Source organism: Bacteroides sp. 2201st1_D9_2201SCRN_220225, from assembly GCF_040928965.1.
Taxonomy (GTDB): Bacteria; Bacteroidota; Bacteroidia; order Bacteroidales; family Bacteroidaceae; genus Bacteroides; species Bacteroides stercoris.
In genome coordinates this window covers 1-18,748 of sequence record NZ_JBCODG010000041.1, presented here as the reverse complement: position 1 = coordinate 18,748, position 18,748 = coordinate 1, and the positions used below count along the sequence as shown (strand labels likewise).

The 18,748-nt window shown below is 40.7% G+C and carries 11 protein-coding genes and 2 tRNA genes; 6 read left to right on the top strand and 7 right to left on the bottom strand.

Translation table 11 applies throughout. The annotated features are described in order from the left end of the window. Positions 1-3: 3 nt before the first annotated feature. On the top strand, positions 4-1,134 hold the full coding sequence (locus AB5903_RS13930; RefSeq protein WP_005654246.1) for a universal stress protein: 1,131 nt from the start codon (positions 4-6) through the stop codon (positions 1,132-1,134). Positions 1,135-1,714: 580 nt separating this feature from the next. On the opposite strand, the gene AB5903_RS13925 is transcribed toward AB5903_RS13930, so the two are convergent. From AB5903_RS13925 to gyrA, 7 genes are all read right to left on the bottom strand, one after another. Next, on the bottom strand, positions 1,715-2,908 hold the full coding sequence (locus tag AB5903_RS13925; protein ID WP_272710756.1) for a hypothetical protein: 1,194 nt from the start codon (positions 2,906-2,908) through the stop codon (positions 1,715-1,717). A 399-nt stretch (positions 2,909-3,307) separates the two neighbouring features. Continuing rightward, entirely contained in the window at positions 3,308-3,772 is a 465-nt protein-coding gene (locus AB5903_RS13920; RefSeq protein ID WP_060386196.1) for a hypothetical protein, read from the bottom strand. A 66-nt stretch (positions 3,773-3,838) separates the two neighbouring features. After that, complete coding sequence (locus AB5903_RS13915; RefSeq protein WP_272710757.1) at positions 3,839-5,473, bottom strand: major capsid protein; 1,635 nt, start codon at positions 5,471-5,473, stop codon at positions 3,839-3,841. 96 nt (positions 5,474-5,569) lie between these two features. Next, a complete protein-coding gene (locus AB5903_RS13910) occupies positions 5,570-6,286 on the bottom strand; it encodes a hypothetical protein (protein WP_272710758.1) in 717 nt (238 codons plus the stop codon). Positions 6,287-6,570: 284 nt separating this feature from the next. Then, complete coding sequence (locus tag AB5903_RS13905; RefSeq protein ID WP_258998277.1) at positions 6,571-6,702, bottom strand: hypothetical protein; 132 nt, start codon at positions 6,700-6,702, stop codon at positions 6,571-6,573. A gap of 243 nt (positions 6,703-6,945) precedes the next feature. Further along, complete coding sequence (locus AB5903_RS13900) at positions 6,946-8,160, bottom strand: tetratricopeptide repeat protein (protein WP_195658580.1); 1,215 nt, start codon at positions 8,158-8,160, stop codon at positions 6,946-6,948. Positions 8,161-8,191: 31 nt separating this feature from the next. Then, on the bottom strand, positions 8,192-10,723 hold the full coding sequence (gyrA, locus tag AB5903_RS13895; RefSeq protein ID WP_005654243.1) for a DNA gyrase subunit A: 2,532 nt from the start codon (positions 10,721-10,723) through the stop codon (positions 8,192-8,194). A gap of 460 nt (positions 10,724-11,183) precedes the next feature. Here gyrA and AB5903_RS13890 point away from each other — a divergent pair, with 460 nt between their 5' ends. The 5 genes from AB5903_RS13890 to AB5903_RS13870 all read left to right on the top strand — a co-directional run bounded on the left by AB5903_RS13890 (position 11,184) and on the right by AB5903_RS13870 (position 18,588). Then, complete coding sequence (locus tag AB5903_RS13890) at positions 11,184-13,712, top strand: ATP-dependent Clp protease ATP-binding subunit (RefSeq protein WP_368117952.1); 2,529 nt, start codon at positions 11,184-11,186, stop codon at positions 13,710-13,712. A gap of 110 nt (positions 13,713-13,822) precedes the next feature. Then, positions 13,823-15,871, top strand: coding sequence for a molecular chaperone HtpG (gene htpG, locus AB5903_RS13885; protein ID WP_117667601.1), 2,049 nt, complete (start codon positions 13,823-13,825; stop codon positions 15,869-15,871). A gap of 177 nt (positions 15,872-16,048) precedes the next feature. After that, positions 16,049-18,346 carry a patatin-like phospholipase family protein gene (locus tag AB5903_RS13880; protein ID WP_117667603.1) on the top strand — a complete coding sequence of 766 codons (2,298 nt, stop codon included), beginning with the start codon at positions 16,049-16,051 and terminating at the stop codon, positions 18,344-18,346. A gap of 76 nt (positions 18,347-18,422) precedes the next feature. Next, positions 18,423-18,496, top strand: a tRNA-Arg gene (locus tag AB5903_RS13875). Between the two features lie 18 nt (positions 18,497-18,514). After that, positions 18,515-18,588 (top strand) — tRNA-Arg (locus AB5903_RS13870). The last annotated feature ends 160 nt before the right edge of the window (positions 18,589-18,748 follow it).

Sequence of the window (18,748 nt, the reverse complement as noted above, 5' to 3'; positions counted from 1 at the left end):
CTTATGGAAGATAAATTAGTAACATTAGCGATTCTTACGTATGCTAAGGCACAAATACTAAAGAATGTTCTCGAAAATGAAGGTATTGAGACTTACATTCATAATGTAAATCAAATACAGCCGGTTGTATCTTCCGGTGTGCGTGTTCGTATAAAAGAAAGCGACTTACCGCATGCTTTGAAAATTACGGAAAGCTCGGCATGGTTGTCCGAAGAAGTAGTGGGAGAGAAGATGCCCCAAATAGAGAAAGGCAGTAATAAGGTCTTGATTCCTGTCGATTTTTCAAGTTATTCATTGAAAGCATGTGAGTTCGGTTTTAATTTTGCAAAAAACATAGATGCTGAAGTAGTTTTGCTTCATGTATATTTTACACCTATCTATGCGACTTCATTGCCATACGGTGATGTTTTTAACTATCAGTTGAGTGATGAAGAGAATGTCCGGAATATATTGCAGAAAGTACATTCGGATTTGAATGCTTTGTCCGATAAAGTAAAAGCTAAAGTTACATCCGGAGAGTTTCCTGATATAAAATACACTTGCGTATTGAGAGAAGGCATTCCAGAAGAAGAGATATTACGCTATTCTAAAGAAAATCGTCCGAGAATTATCATCATGGGAACACGTGGTAAGAATCAGAAAGATATTGATTTGATTGGTAGTGTAACCGCTGAAGTTATCGAGCGTAGTCGCGTACCGGTTTTAGCCATTCCGGAGAATACACCGTTCAAAGAATTTAACGCTGTGAAACGTATTGCATTTATTACGAATTTTGACCAGCGCGACTTGATAGCTTTTGATTCATTAATCAATAGTTTAAAGCCATTTTGTTTCTCAGTTTCTTTAATACACTTAGCTGATGTAAAAGACACTTGGAATGAGATAAAGTTGGGTGGCATTAAAGAGTATTTCCAAAAACAGTATCCGCAATTGGAAATTCATTATGATGTAGTGAAGAATGATGATTTCCTTAATAGCTTGGATGAATATATTAAAACTAATCACATAGATATTATTACATTGACATCATATAAGCGAAATATATTTTCTCGTTTGTTTAATCCAGGAATTGCCAGAAAAATGATTTTCCATTCTGATACACCATTGCTGGTTATCTATGGGCGGCCTAATTGAAATGATAATTTTAATCTGTCTAGGTAAGGATGTGGGCTACCGCTAAATGCTGAATTAGTTTTAGTGGAGTCCACTTATTTTTTATCTTTTCATGGTTATACTATTACATATCCCATTTCCTATGTTTATGGTGTAATATCAATAGAATATTTAGTATACTTTCACAAATGCAATATTGTATTTAACATAATAATACATTATAAACGTAAGGTCTTATAAGTTATCCGGTAAAAACCGTCATAATAGACCATGAGATGAAGAATGGGCCGACCATTCAGAAGAATGTCCGCACCGTCAAACTGATATAACCGCACAACGGATAGGTGTTGTAGAAAATCGAATATCTCCATAAGGTCATGAAAGGGGATAGGACACCATTTTATTGAGTAATTCATAGGCCTGTCATTTTTCGTATAATAGGACAAGAAAGAAGACGGCCGAAATCATTAATCGGCCGCCCTCCGGGAAAATGACGTAGGTTTCACTTAGAAATCCGGTCAAACAAAATTAAAACAGTAATAACAAGAATAATAACAGTATATAGCATAATATAATATTTTGGTACAAATATAACAATATATTACCAATTATGCACCGTACCATTAGAACCTTTAAAAGGCATACCCATCATTTGGAACCAATTAGACGGGCGAGAACGACGAGTAATTTCCTCTAAGGTTTCCTCAATAATACGTACACGCTTACCATAAGTCTGAGAATTAAACCTATAGTTATCACCTTGTATCATATTTTCAGTTTTTAAATTTTCCGTACGTTGAGTAGTTTCCGAAGTACGAGCCATTGTTTCGGCTATCTTCTTAATTTCATGTTGGACTTTAACGTTATTCAAATAACCAGCAGAACGCTTAAAGGCAATATCAGCAGCAGCCTGCGCAAGCTCTATCTTTTGTTGCTGTGGCAAGAAATCAAGTTGCTTTTGACGCATTAGATTTTCAGTAACAGACAATTGCGTACGCGCTTTGCTTTCGGCTATATTTTGGTCATTTACAGCCATTTGCGAAGTCATTAAATTTTTACGAATATCATTAACTAACTCATCCATAGCCAAACGCGCTTCTTTAGTTTTGGCTTCCGTCTTCATTTGAAGTATCTGAGCCATAGCTTTTCCGGCAATGTATTTACCCTCAACACGCAAGTTATCCGCTTGTGCTTCCTTTACCTTGCGGTCAGGCATAGAAGACAACACGTCAATAGCACGGCCAAGTCCGGCAGTGATACCAGAATAATCAGCAGAGTAGGAGGTAGCGGTAGGCGGCGTAACACCTTGTACAGATGGAGCGCCACCGGAGGGGGCAGCACCAGAAGGAGCAGCACCAGCAGAACCCGACATTGTAGAAGCAGTTCCAAAAGAACTGCTGTTCAACATCGCGTATGGATTTAATTCAGCGGCTTCAATACGTTCACGTAGGGCTGCTGGCGAATTATATTCGTTCGTCTTATTCCACATATCCATCTGAAATTGTTGTTGATTTTTAACCAAATCCCAATTATTTTGCTTCTGGTCTTCATAAAGCTTCCAAGCATTTTGCTTTGTATCGTCATAAAACTTCCATTGGTCGCCAAGTTGTTGTTGATACATTTCCTTATTGTACGCAACTTGTTTATCAAACATTTTTTCATTAAATGCATTGTTCATTTGCGCAATCTCTTTATTTGCAGCATTTTGCACGGCAGTTGTACCAGCACCGCCAATAAGTGACGCACCTGCACCGATTGCAGAACCAACAACACCAGTCATTGCAGCAGCTCCCATAATACAAATATTTTTAAGTTAAACATCGGGGGGGATACATAAAATATAATAATAAAAAAATCAGTAGAAAGCTCCGCATCGCTTCGCTCGCTCCGCTTGCTACGCTGTGTTTGCGGCTTCCGCTTCGCACGCAATGCATTCGGAGGCGCCATCCAAGATGGCAGAGCGGTGCTCGCTCTCCCGAGCTCGCGAATTATAAATTTTTCCTTATCTCTCAAGATGTGCAAAGATAAAGTAGGGCTAAAATATCCGTTTATCAACCTGTACCAAAAATCGTTAAATATACGCGCGCGTAAACGCACACGCACATTTAACAATTTTTACTACAGAACGCCAAACGTATATTTTTTCCCTGCATTGCTTTTTTGCACGTCTCGAAAGAAAAGGAAAAAAATATATTTAGGGTTCTTGAGTCGGGTCTACCTCATACTTAGCAGGCTGTTCGGTCTGCTGTTCGGCAGCGGCGGCCGCTATCATCTCATCTTGCGAACTCATCAGATATTGAGACCATGCCATCAGCTCAGACGGCGACTGTATAAACCGTGATTTCACAAAACTACACAATTGGTCGTCACTCAATTTAGAACGCAATTCACGCATTTTAGGTTCATTCACCGAAAGTTTCTCAAAGTGAGCAACCAAACGCTCTTTACTCATGCGATCCAATCGCTGTTGGTTGAACAGCATATAAATATCAGAACTACAACGAATAGATTTCACGCCGTTTACTTCATTTTCTTGAATAACAAATTCATTAACAGGGGATTGTTCCAAAAACTCACTTTGTTTAAGCTCTTTGCTAGAAACATTATAGCAATGAGATTTACGCTCAACTGGAAAAACTTCACGTTTTGTACACCACATAGTAAAATATCTTTATAAATTAGTAAATATGTACGATTTTATATAAAATATGTATGATTTTATACACTAGTAAGGTAATCCATCCGTATCAAGATTACGGACAGCCTTAACATCAAAAAAAGTGCTACACAAAAATTGGTCAGTATTTATCGAAGAGTCAGCATTAACCGCAAATAAGGTATCCAAACAGTTAGGATTAACTTTAAACATTGTATAATTAACCGGAAAGTCCGGAGTTTCTACGCTAAAATCTTCATATCCCAATTGATCCAAAATAGACTGATTACCATAAGAGATAACCCAATTTTTAAGGGTAGTCTTAAAAGCACCCATAGAAATATCAACATCCGTTTTATAGTCGATATAGCGAGGAGCATAACCTATAATTTTTGAGGCATACTGGCTATTGCCAAGCACGGCCGGGTTAAACATTTTAAACAGTGGAACAGCTTCCATGCCAACACGGTCAAATTCTGGTATAGCATAATCCGCAGCGTTAATACGCATAAATGAATTATTCACAAAATCAGACGTATAGTCAAGAAGAGGCAAACAATGGTAAATACAAAATAGCATACCATAACGCGCACCAGCTTGAAAATCAATATAACCGTTGGAAGTGCCAGTACCTTTACCGGCAATATCAGCCGCGAATGACTCAGTAATATTACTATTTACAACCTCGTTGATGTCAAGACTTGAAGCAATACCACCGAGATATGTAGACAATTCAGAAAAACCATCAGCAGCAGAAACACCCCAGTGTTTCTCTATCTGGTCTTTATAATCTTTACTACCCGATTGAGTGATTTCTTTCCATTTTTGTAAAAATTCAGCTTGACGAAGCGCAAGAATAGAAAATTCCGTTGGAGAACCAGCTACAGCATCAGAAGTTTGAACAACAGCAGTATCACCATATTGTTGGCGAGGTACAACACCATGGAACAAATCCTTTTGCCAATTACAATAACGCAAATCAAAGAAATTATAATTTTCCTTGAAAGACGACAAAGTAGTGTCCGAGAAATCTACTTTCATATTATCACCAGCAAGATAATCAACATTAAAAGTAGACGGAGAAATTTTTTCCCATTGACTATCACGATAATAGTCCGCGTATATCTTCTGATATCCAAGCAAACCAAACAAATTCAATTCCAAATTAGCCATTAACGGACTTTCAGACCAAGAAGATTTAGCAAAAGGTGAGAAATTACCGTATCCAAGATATTCAAGTAATTTTATAGTACCGTCTACACGTGGATAATTAAAATAGTTCTTACCGTAATATTGCTCAACATCAGCCGACATCTTAGAAACGTAATCAGCAATAGACTTACAATCCGTATAAGGCATATCTCCATTAAGTGCAAAAGGTTTAGTAGAGTCAAGAGATACAGCATGTTGGGGATTATCATACATTTGTGTCAACGCCGTATTAGCCTTGTTCCACAACAAATCATAAGGCACAAAAAAGAAATCGTAATACTCACGCATACGAGCAAACGCAGCCGTATTAATGGGTTGTGTACGAGTAAAAGATTTAAGATTGATTTTAAAGCTATCACCAGGTAGAACCTCTTTACACCATATAGGCAGTAATTCACCAGCTTTAGCCGTAAAATTTCGTTTCGTAGAAAGGTCAAAACCATTTCGGGAAGTCTTGTTTCTAAGACTTTTGATAGACATAATATTTGCCATAACAACACAATTAAAGGTTAATACTATTTATTTTCATTAATGAAAATCTTATTTAAATCATTCAGTTCCTTATGCTTGATACGGTCATTAAATAATTTAAAATGTAGCTACTTCTTTCGCCAACGCGAATGTTGTTTCACAGGACGGGAATAGATGCCGCGCTGTATCATAAGTTCGGTAGCTATAAGCACGTTCGTGTGCAGATTTATCAATGTATCCTCGACATTTGGGATAGAAGTAAGAGTAAGCCGACCGCCAGACATCAAATTCTTTATATTTTCCATTGAGCACGAGGCTTCGCTTAATAAAGTCGCGAGGGGTAAGCTCATATACTTTCGAGCGTTCACCTTGCAAAAAGCCTTGACCCAACCTTTGAAGATGATAATGCGGGCGGAAGTGTACGGGGCCGTATTCGCCAACGGCATAGTAACGCACTTTTTCTTTGGGCAACCGTTTAGTAACATAGTAACGAAATCTTTTTAAAAATAATTGTAAATCAGTTTTTCTAAGGTAGGGGATAGAACCACATAGATTGAACTTTTGTTGAAGCAATTCCAATTGCGAGGACTCAGACTCAAATACACCAAGACTTTCACCTGTTTCAAAGTCTACCAAATCATAACGGCACAACAGACCGAAATCAGTATTATCGCCCAGATACATAGGAGTGGCAACAGGCAGATAGTTGGGAGCGTAGGTGAGAGTAACGAAAACGGTATACATAGAACAATAGCTTTCTAAATCACATTGGAACGCGTAACGGGAGTTTTTAGCAAGAATGCAAGCTTTACACTTTCCACAAGGAACGGTCATACACTCATGCGTATAAGGGTTAACTATCCTTTGAGGGTTGAGACACTTACAAAAAGGGTTAAATAGCGCCATTACTTATAATCAACATCAACTTTTGTACTATCCACAGAGGTAGCCTGCGACTGTTCTGTAGATTGAGAACTGTTCATATTGTTTTTACTGATACTCATAGACATAGTACATGAGATACAAAGCCATAAGGCGGCAATCGCTAATACCGCCTTGACTATAATCTCAAGAGTTTTGTAAATTTTCTGATTGTCCATAACTGAAATATTTAAAGGTTAATAATCAAATGTTTCATAGCTTAAGAAAATCCAACCAAAAGCACGGGCATAAGCCTTAAATACGTTAGAAGCTTCAATAAGTGAACAATCCTTGAATGTTTTCACATGGAAACGGTCTTCAAAGTCCATATAATGAACTTTTATCATACGGAACTGCTTTGAATACTGCTTTAAAAAAGAATGCGCCATAACGTTTGTAATTGGTTACGGCGCAAATGTAAAGTAAAAAATGTAAATGGTGTAATATCAATATTATGTTTAATGTATATAACACCATAAACTAAAATAAACCTTTATCCTTCTCTAATTTGGAAGAAAATTATACCAAAGATAGCTTACTTCAAGCTATCTTTGGTAATAGTAGCAATTCAATTATTGCATCAATTTTTCTATTTCATCAAATTCAGGACCCATTTGTAAGTTGTAATAAACTCTGTATAATCCATTTAGCCACAAATCTTTCTGTTCAGGTTTCAGTTCTCTTGCTTTTTCATAATTAGGTCTTGCCTTTTCATAGAAAACTTTCAGTGTAGCTTGGTCTTCTTTGTATTTTGGATTATTGACATCAGTAGTAGCTTTTTCAGAGAAATCCTGAGCTTGCAGGCAATAGATTAAGCCCAAGTTGGAATATGCTTCTGCATAATTAGGATCTACTTTAATGGTTTTGTTGTAGAATTCAATGGCTTTTTCATAATCTTTCATGTTATGATAAAGGTATCCTTTTACGTACAAATAGAATGTGTTATTAGGATCTTTAGCCAACATATCATCTGCAAACTGCATTGCTTCGTCAAACTTATTATTATTGCTATAATAATCAATCAGATGTCCAAAGAAGAATGAATGTTCAGGATACTTTTGAATACCATCTTTTAAGGAAGCGATCCACTTGACAGTATCCCCTTGAGCTTTCAATGCTGTAGAAATAAATTCCATGGCATATTTACCCACTTCTTTGTCCTCCTTTGCATAAGGTGCATATTTCAACACGCTTGGATAATCTTCCATTTTGGCTGCAGCTAAGCTTGCATAATAAGCAATTTGGGGCAATACAGTATCTGTTTGAAGCAGATTCTCCTTTTCAAACATAGGATTGATGGCAATGTCTACATAAGTTGCGAAGAAATCCAAAGCCTCTTTATTCTTATCTAAATTAAAGAACTGGATACCACCATTAATCAGGTTGGGACGCGCAGCTAATATAGCAGCACTGTTCGATCTTCTGAACTTATTTTTGATTTTACCTTTTTCGTTAGGAATCTGTGCAAGTTCATCGCATTTAAAGTAGTATTTGCACATATTCAGTGCGCTGTTATACACTTTAAGAGTATCATAAGGCTTTCTTAAATAAGCATTCTCCATTTCCTTTTCATTGATTCTCTTTTGAATAAAGCCGGCTACATCCCATGTTTCGGCGTTGTCTTTGGTTTCAGCATTGTTCAGAGCTTCATTGATGAGCTTCTCTGCTTGTGCAAAATCCGGTTTTACGTCGTTAGCGATGCTTTTTGCCTCTTTCACGCTCTTTTCCTGAGCGAAGGTAAAGCCTGCCGCAAGTAGTAAAACCATTGAAAATAATACTCTTTTCATGATTGTAGAAAATTTTAAATTAATATTGTGTCTATTCTTCATTTTCATTGTTTACTATATCGTTTTGAGTTTTTTCTGATGCATCGCTATCCTCTTCTGCAATGATATCCTCTTCGGTTTCTGAGGTAACTTTACATACGGAGCCAATTTCATCATTACGTTTTTCAAGATTAATCAGTCGTACTCCCTGCGTAGCACGTCCCATTATACGAACATCTGCTACTTTCAGACGGATGGTGATACCCGATTTATTGATAATCATTAAATCGTTCTCATCTGTTACAGACTTGATTGTTACCAGTTTACCGGTTTTATCGGTGATATTCATAGTTTTTACACCTTTACCGCCACGGTTCGTCTTACGATAATCCTCAATATCGGAACGCTTACCGTATCCTTGTTCTGACACAACCATGATTGTCTCAGTTTCAGGGTCTTTGATGCAAATCATTCCGACAACTTCGTCTTGTCCGTCTTCATCGAGCGTCATGCCGCGTACACCGGTAGCTGTACGTCCCATTACGCGTACGGCACTTTCGTGGAAACGGATGGCACGTCCGTTACGATTGGCAATGATAATCTCGTTGTCACCGTTAGTCATGCGCACCTCGATTACGCGGTCATCTTCGCGGATTGTAATGGCATTGACACCATTTTGGCGAGGACGGGAATATTGTTCGAGCAATGTTTTCTTAATGACGCCATTCTTTGTGCAGAACAGTACATAATGACTGTTAATGAAATCCTGGTCGTTCAGGTTCTTCACGCGCAGGTATGCATTTACGGCGTCATCAGAGTCTATATTCAACAGGTTCTGAATGGCGCGTCCCTTAGAGTTTTTGGTTCCTTCGGGTATCTCATATACTTTCAGCCAATAGCACTTACCTTTTTGAGTGAAGAACATCATGGTATTGTGCATTGTTGCAGGATATATATGTTCTACAAAGTCCTCATCGCGTGTCTCTGTTCCCTTAGAACCTACCCCACCGCGGTTTTGGGCACGGAATTCGCTTAACGGCGTACGCTTGATATATCCCATATGAGAAATGGTAATAATCATTTCATCGTCTGCATAGAAATCTTCCGGGTTGAATTCTTCCGACGAATAAACTATTTCAGAGCGGCGTTCATCACCGTATTTAGTTTTAATCTCGATTAATTCATCTTTGATAACCTTGCGGCAGAGTTCGTCGTTAACGAGGATTTCTTCCAGATAAGCAATCTGCTTTTGGATTTCCTCATACTCGGCATGGAGTTGGTCCTGCATGAGTCCGGTTAACTGGCGCAGACGCATTTCTACGATGGCGCGCGATTGGATTTCAGTCAATTCAAAACGCTCCATCAAACCGCTGATTGCGTCATTCGGAGTTTTGGCGGCACGGATGATTTTGATTACCTCGTCAATATTGTCCGATGCGATAATCAAACCTTCTAAGATATGGGCACGTTCTTTAGCTTTACGCAAATCATATTGTGTACGGCGGATAACTACGTCGTGACGATGCTCTACGAAATACTTGATGAGGTCTTTCAGGTTCAGCAAGCGAGGACGTCCGTGTACCAATGCCACGTTGTTTACGCCGAAGGAAGTCTGTAACAATGTCATCTTGTAGAGCTTGTTCAGCACTACACTGGCGTTGGCATCGCGTTTTACGTCGATGACGATGCGCATACCTTCGCGGTCAGACTCGTCGTTGGCATTGGAAATGCCCTCTATCTTCTTTTCGTTGGCCAAATCGGCGATGGATTTGATTAATTCGGCCTTATTTACTCCGTAAGGGATTTCGGTTACAACGATTTTGTCATGCGTGGAAGATGTTTCAATCTCAGCCTTGGCGCGCATTACAACACGTCCGCGACCGGTCATGTAGGCTTCGCGCACACCGCTCATACCATATATATAACCGCCTGTCGGGAAGTCGGGAGCTTTGACGTAAGTCATCAAATCTTCGATGTCGATATCATTGTTGTCGATATATGCGACGCAGGCATCTATCACTTCGGACAGATTATGGGTTGGCATATTCGTAGCCATACCTACGGCGATACCGGAAGCACCGTTGACAAGAAGGTTCGGAATGCGGGTTGGCATTACGGTGGGTTCCAGCAACGAGTCGTCGAAGTTGGTTTGCATGTCTACAGTCTCTTTATCAAGATCCTGCATCATTTCTTCTCCAATCTTTTGCAAGCGGCATTCCGTGTAACGCATGGCGGCTGCGCTGTCACCATCCACAGAACCGTAGTTGCCTTGTCCGTCTACAAGCATGTAGCGCATAGCCCACGGCTGTGCCATACGGACGAGAGCGCCATATACGGATGAGTCACCGTGCGGGTGATATTTACCTAATACCTCACCGACAACTCTCGCAGATTTCTTATAGGGTTTATCCGACGTATTTCCCAGTCCCATCATACCGAAAAGAATTCTTCGGTGAACAGGTTTAAAACCATCTCTAACATCCGGAAGGGCACGTGAAACAATGACCGACATGGAGTAGTCAATGTACGAAGACTTCATTTCCTCCTCGATGTTAATCTTTATAATTCTGTCTTGTTCAAGCATTTAAAAAGATTATTAATTATACATTTGCGGGTTTGTGAAAAACCACGCTAAAGTACTGCTTTTTTACGATATACAAAAGTTTTCCCTCATAAACTTTGTTGCAGATTTCCATGCTTGAAACCCCGTTTGGACGTATGGTTTTCCGTTTGATGTATAATCGGTTAAAAATAAGACAGATACAAGTACCAGAAAGATACCTCCCTTTGGTACTCGGTGTACCTTACTAAGGTACGAGCCGTACCAAGCTTAGGTATATGAAGTTTCTTAGGTTGGTACATCGAATACCAACCGTTGGTACGGATGAAATTCCCACGTATTATAATATAATGTGTAGGGCGAACCGGAAAGATGTGATTTATGGCACGGGATTTGTATATTATTAATCCAGTTTATGGTATGCAATATAAAGAAATGCGTATCTTTGTCAGTCAAAACCTTTAATTAAGGAGATAAAAATTATATGAACAATCAATTTTCACAAAGAGTTTCTGATATTATAACTTATAGCAAGGAGGAAGCCAACCGACTGAGAAATAGATATATCGGCCCGGAGCATCTTCTGCTCGGCATGCTACGTGACGGCGGAGGAAAAGCTATCGAGATATTGATGAAACTCGATATAGACTTGAAGCAAGTAAAAAAGCGCATTGAAAGCTTCTTGAGAGATGCCGAAGACGATACCCTATTGCCCGATGCGGATGTGCCATTGTCGCCAATGGCCGCTAAGATATTGAAGATGTGCATTCTGGAAGCGCGTATTTTAAAGAGTGCAACAGCCGATGCCGAACATGTGTTGTTGGCTATACTGAAGGATGGCGACAACCTGGCTGCTACCGTCCTGGAAGAAAATCGGGTGAATTATCAAACTGTATTTGAACAGCTTACAATGCAATCTACCAACCCGAATGCTGGTATGGGATTTCCGGAAGAAGAGGAAGAAGACGATGAAGACATGAATATGTCCCATCCCTCTCGCGATGCAGGACAGGGTGCGGCTTCTTCTGCACAGACTGCATCGAAGAAGTCTTCCAATGATACTCCGGTCCTGGATAATTTCGGTACGGACATGACCCGTGCGGCAGAAGAAGGCAAGCTCGATCCGGTTGTAGGGCGTGAGCGTGAGATAGAACGCTTGGCGCAGATATTGAGTCGTCGTAAGAAAAACAACCCGGTGCTGATTGGTGAGCCGGGTGTCGGCAAGTCGGCTATTGTAGAGGGATTGGCACTGCGTATCGTTCAAAAGAAAGTATCCCGTATCTTGTTTGACAAGCGGGTGGTAATGCTCGATATGGCCTCTGTGGTAGCCGGAACCAAATACCGCGGACAGTTTGAAGAGCGCATCCGCTCCATTATCAACGAGTTGCAGAAGAATCCGAACGTAATCTTGTTCATAGACGAGATTCATACTATTGTAGGCGCCGGTGCAGCTGCCGGTTCTATGGATGCAGCCAATATGTTGAAGCCGGCTTTGGCTCGCGGCGAAATACAATGTATCGGTGCTACCACGCTTGACGAATACAGAAAGAATATCGAGAAAGACGGTGCTTTGGAGCGTCGTTTTCAGAAAGTTATAGTAGAGCCCACTACTCCGGAAGAAACGCTCCAGATACTGAGAAACATAAAAGAGAAGTACGAAGACCACCATAACGTGAGCTATACGGACGAAGCGTTAGAGGCATGTGTCAAGTTGGCAGAGCGTTATATAACCGACCGTAACTTCCCGGATAAAGCCATTGATGCTTTGGACGAAGCCGGTTCGCGTGTGCATCTGACGAACATTAATGTTCCCAAAGAGATTGAAGAGCAGGAAAAGCTGATAGAAGACGCACGTGTTTTGAAGGCTGAAGCCGTAAAGTCGCAGAACTTTGAACTGGCTGCCAGTTATCGGGATAGAGAGAAAGAACTTTCCGCTCGCCTGGATGAAATGAAAGAGGAATGGGAAGCACGTCTCAAAGACGACCGTCAGCTTGTTGGAGAGGAAGAAATAGCCAATGTCATATCGATGATGTCCGGTATTCCGGTGCAACGTATGGCTCAGGCGGAAGGTCTTAAGCTTGCAGGTATGAAAGAAGATTTGCAGGCAAAAGTTGTGGCTCAGGATGCTGCGATAGAGAAACTTACCAAAGCCATCCTGCGCAGCCGTGTAGGCTTGAAAGACCCTAACCGCCCTATCGGAACGTTTATGTTTCTCGGTCCTACCGGCGTGGGTAAAACGCATTTGGCCAAGCAGTTGGCTAAATATATGTTTGGCTCCAGCGATGCACTGATACGCATTGATATGAGCGAATATATGGAGAAATATACGGTGTCCCGTATGATTGGAGCGGCCCCGGGGTATGTCGGTTATGAGGAAGGCGGACAGTTGACAGAGAAGGTACGCCGGAAACCTTATTCCATAGTGCTGTTGGACGAAATTGAAAAAGCTCACCCGGATGTGTTCAATATCTTGTTGCAGGTGTTGGACGAGGGACGTCTTACTGACAATTATGGCAGAACGATTGACTTTAAGAATACAGTTATCATCATGACCTCCAATATCGGTACCCGCCAGTTGAAAGAGTTCGGTCGTGGCGTAGGTTTTGCGGCACAGGCACGTACGGATGATAACGAGTACTCGCGCAGTGTGATTCAGAAAGCATTGAACAAGACCTTTGCTCCTGAGTTCCTGAACCGTCTGGATGAAATCATAACGTTTGACCAGCTTTCGTTGGATGCCATTACGAAGATTGTGGACATAGAGCTGAAAGGTTTGTATGAACGGATTGAAGCCATTGGCTATAAGATGGTTGTAGATGATGAAGCCAAGAGATTCCTTGCAGCCAAAGGCTACGATGTGCAATTTGGCGCCCGTCCGTTGAAGCGTGCCATTCAGAATTATCTGGAAGACGGACTTTCGGAGCTGATTGTGTCTGCCGGATTACAGCCCGGTGATACGGTTAATGTTTCTGTCGATAAGGAAAAAGACGAGTTGAGTATAACCAAAGCCTAACAAGCCTTTATAATAAAACAGTCAAAATGTCAGTTCTCCGGGACTGGCATTTTTTTTGTGTTCAGTTTGCCAAAACAATAAAAATACAAATCTAAAAATATAAACTTAGTATGCAAAAAGGAAATATTGGGGTAACTACAGAGAATATCTTCCCCGTTATCAAAAAGTTTTTGTACAGTGACCATGAAATCTTCCTTCGTGAGTTAGTCTCTAATGCCGTCGATGCTACCCAGAAACTTAAAACACTGGCTTCTATCGGTGAGTTTAAGGGTGAACTCGGTGATTTGACCGTGCATGTGTCTTTAGGCAAGGATACGATTACCGTATCCGATCGTGGTATCGGCCTGACGGCAGAAGAAATAGATAAATACATCAATCAGATTGCATTCTCGGGAGCCAACGACTTCCTGGAGAAATATAAGAATGATGCCAATGCCATTATCGGTCATTTCGGACTTGGCTTTTACTCGGCTTTTATGGTTGCCAAGAAGGTCGAAATCATCACCAAATCCTATCAGGATGGTGCTAAAGCCGTGAAATGGACTTGCGACGGTAGTCCGGAGTTTACCATCGAAGATACGGACAAGGCAGAACGCGGTACGGATATCGTTCTTTATATAGACGACGATTGCAAGGAGTTCCTTGAAGAAGCGCGCATCTCTTCTCTTTTGAAGAAGTATTGCAGCTTCCTCCCTATTCCCGTTGCATTCGGCAAGAAAAAAGAATGGAAAGACGGCAAGCAGGTTGAAACATCCGAAGATAACATCATTAATAACGCTAATCCGTTGTGGACGCTGAAGCCCAGCGAATTAAAAGACGAGGATTACAAGAAGTTCTATCGCGACCTCTATCCGATGTCCGATGAACCCTTGTTCTGGATACATCTGAACGTGGATTATCCGTTCCATCTTACTGGTATTCTGTACTTCCCGAAGGTAAAGAGCAATATAGAGTTGAACAAGAACAAAATCCAGCTTTATTGCAATCAGGTCTATGTAACGGACTCTGTAGAGGGTATTGTTCCGGACTTTCTGACATTGCTGCACGGTGTACTCGATTCGCCGGATATTCCGCTGAACGTGTCCCGTTCCTATTTGCAAAGTGACTCCAATGTGAAGAAAATCTCTACATATATTACGAAGAAAGTATCCGACCGCTTGCAATCCATATTCAAGAACGACCGTAAGCAATTTGAAGAGAAGTGGAACGATTTGAAAATCTTCATCAACTACGGAATGCTCACACAAGAGGATTTCTATGATAGAGCAAAGGATTTCGCCCTTCTTTCCGATACGGACGACAAGTATTATACCTTCGAAGAGTATAAGACCTTGATAAAGGATAGCCAGACGGATAAGGATGGTAATCTGATTTATCTGTATGCCAACAACAAAGACGAGCAATACAGCTATATCGAGGCTGCCAAGAATAAGGGATATAATGTGCTGTTGATGGGCGGCCAGCTTGATGTTGCCATGGTAAGCATGCTGGAGCAAAAGTTCGAGAAAGTGCGTTTCACCCGTGTAGACAGTGATGTCGTTGACAATCTGATAGTGAAGGAAGACAAGGCGAAAGATGTCTTGGAAGCCGATAAACAGGAGGTTCTCTCTGTTATCTTCAAGAGCCAGTTGCCGCAGATAGAAAAGACAGAGTTCAATGTAATGGCTCAAGCTTTGGGTGAAAATGCTTCACCGGTCATGATTACTCAAAGCGAGTACATGCGTCGTATGAAAGAAATGGCTAATATCCAGGCAGGAATGAGTTTCTATGGCGAAATGCCGGACATGTTCAACCTGGTATTGAATGCCGACCATAAGCTGGTAAAAGAGATTCTGGCTGATGAAGACAAGGAATGTGCGGCTGCCGTTGCTCCGATTCAAAAAGAAATGGACGATGTAAATACTCGTCGTAATGAATTGAAAAAGAAGCAGGAGGGCAAGAAAGATGAGGATATTCCTACAACCGAAAAGGATGAGGTAAATGATTTGGATAAGAAGTGGGAAGATTTGAAAAACCGGAAAAATGGATTGTTTGCCGACTATGCCGCTCAGAATAAGGTTGTCCGTCAACTTATTGATTTGGCATTGCTTCAAAATGGCATGTTGAAAGGTGAAGCTTTGAATAATTTTGTAAAGAGAAGCATCGATTTGATTAAATAAGCCCCTTTAGATTTCTATTATAACAGGGCATTGCAGCTAATATGAGTTGTAATGCCCTTTTTTTGTCTGTTTTTTCGTAATAGGTCTGTTTTTTTTCGTTGGATACGAGGTTTTTGGAAACAATTGTCTATATTTGAGCATTGAATAAATTAGTATATTTCACTCGAAACCGTATTCATGAAAAGATTTTTTTTGTTTTTGTCAGTCTGTTTATTGCTTCTGCCGTTTGTGCAAGCTCAGAAAGTAGGACTTGTTTTGAGTGGCGGAGGTGCGAAAGGCATGACCCATATCGGTATCATTCGCGCTTTGGAGGAAAACAATATTCCTATCGACTACATTACGGGTACTTCTATGGGAGCTATCATAGGTTCACTCTATGCTATGGGGTACTCTCCCGATGATATGGAGGCTTTATTGCGTTCCGAAGACTTCAAACGCTGGTATTCAGGACAGGTAGAACCCGAATACGGGTATTATTTCAAACAGAACCGGCCGACCCCGGAGTTTTTCAATATCCGTTTCTCCTTTAAGGACTCGCTGCATATCAAGCCTCAGATACTTCCTACAAGCATGGTAAATCCCATTCAGATGAATCTGGTCTTTGTGGAGCTATTTGCACGGGCTACGGCTGCATGCAGCGGCGATTTTAACCGCCTGTTTGTGCCTTTCCGGTGTATTGCCTCCGATGTATATAACAAGAAACCGTTGATTATGCGTAGAGGAGATTTGGGAGATGCGGTACGCGCTTCCATGAGTTTTCCGTTTGTTTTCAAACCGATAGAGATTGATAGCGTTTTAGCTTATGACGGTGGAATTTATAATAATTTCCCCACAGATATTATGCGTGAGGACTTTAAACCGGAAGTCATCATAGGTAGCGTGGTAGCCGCCAACCCCGGTAAGCCGAAAGAGAACGATTTGATGAGCCAGCTTGAAAATATGATTATGCAGAAGACGGATTATACTCTTCCGGATTCTTTAGGCATTATTATGACATTCAAGTATGACGATGTAAGCCTTTTGGACTTTGACCGTTTGCAGGAGTTGCACGATATCGGCTATAACCGGACTATCAGTTTAATGGATTCTATAAAAGGCCGTATTCATCGGAGGGTAAGTGCGGAAAATGTTCGTTTAAGGCGGTTGGTCTACCGCAGTAATTTGCCTCAATTCCGCTTTAGGGACATCTATATAGAGGGCGCCAATCCACAACAGCAGGCGTATATCAAAAAAGAATTTCATGACGAAGACCATGAGGTGTTTACATATGAAGATTTGAAACGTGGATATTTCCGTTTGCTGTCTGATAATATGATATCGGAGATTATACCTCATGCTGTATATGATTCTGAAAACGACTTGTATTCGCTGCATCTGAAAGTGAAAATGGAAGATAATTTTTCTGTAAGGATGGGTGGAAGTGTATCGACAACCAGCTCTAATCAGATTTATTTGGGGTTGGGTTATCAGGACTTGAATTATTATTCCAAAGAAATAACCCTTGACGGCCAGATTGGCAAGGTATATAATAATGCGCAGCTTATGGCCAAGATAGACCTTCCTACCCGTATTCCAACCTCCTACCGCCTTATTGCTTCTTTAAGTACGTTCGATTATTATAAAAAGGACAAACTCTTTTCTAAGAATGATAAGCCCTCTTTTAACTCTAAAGATGAACGTTTTGTCAAGCTGATGGTAGCCTTGCCTTTTTTGGCCAATAAACGGGCGGAAATAAGCATCGGATATGGGAAACTTCAAGACAATTACTTTCAGTCTAGCGTGATTAATTTTGACAAGGACCGTTCGGACAGGAGTACCTACAACCTTTTGGGAGGGGCTATCGGCTTTTATGGGAGTACGCTGAATGCACGACAGTATGCCACTAAAGGGTATTTTGAAAAACTGGTGGCACAGGTCTTTAGCGGAAAGGAGAAATTTATACCGGGAAATCCGACGGAAACGAGTGTTACGACTAAAGAAAGGCAATCTTGGCTGCAAATTTCTTATATGAAATATGCCTATCATACTATGAGTCCCAAATTTACTTTGGGATGGATGGCAGAGATGTTGTATTCATCGAAGAACTTTTCGGAGAATTATACGGCAACCATGTTGCAGGCGGCAGATTTTTCTCCTACTCCTCATAGTAAGCTGATGTATAATGAAGCATTCCGGGCCAACCAATTCTTGGCAGCGGGTATCAAGCCTATTTTTGTTTTCAATGATATGTTCCAATTCCGTTCTGAATTTTATGGTTTCGTACCGATATTTCCTATTAAAAAGAATGCATTGAACAAAGCTTATTATGGAAAAGCGTTTTCGCGCTTTGAATATATAGGAGAAATTTCTGTAATATGCCAATTGCCCTTTGGAGCAATATCTGCATATGTAAATCATTATAGCTCACCAAAAAAGGAGTGGAATGTGGGGTTGACACTCGGCTGGCAGCTGTTTAATTATCGGTTTATCGAGTAATTTTTTTCAAAAAAAGTTTGCGTATCTCTTGCTAATTCAAAAAAAGTACGTATCTTTGCACCCGTAAAACAAACAAGGCCGCGTAGCTCAACTGAATAGAGTAGCTGACTACGGATCAGCCGGTTACAGGTTTGAATCCTGTCGCGGTCACAAATTGTTAATAATAAAGGTCGCGTAGCTCAACTGAATAGAGTAGCTGACTACGGATCAGCCGGTTACAGGTTTGAATCCTGTCGCGATCACAGAGATCCTCTACAAAGCATTTGTAGAGGATTTTTGTTTTTTGCACAGAAACTTCGGCTCAGTTTGAAAACTTGGTGGAATTTACGGCTCAGCGGAAATATCTGGTTGGTAAGTTTTAAAATTAGCTATCTTTGCTTACCTTTGTTTTATGAAACCCGC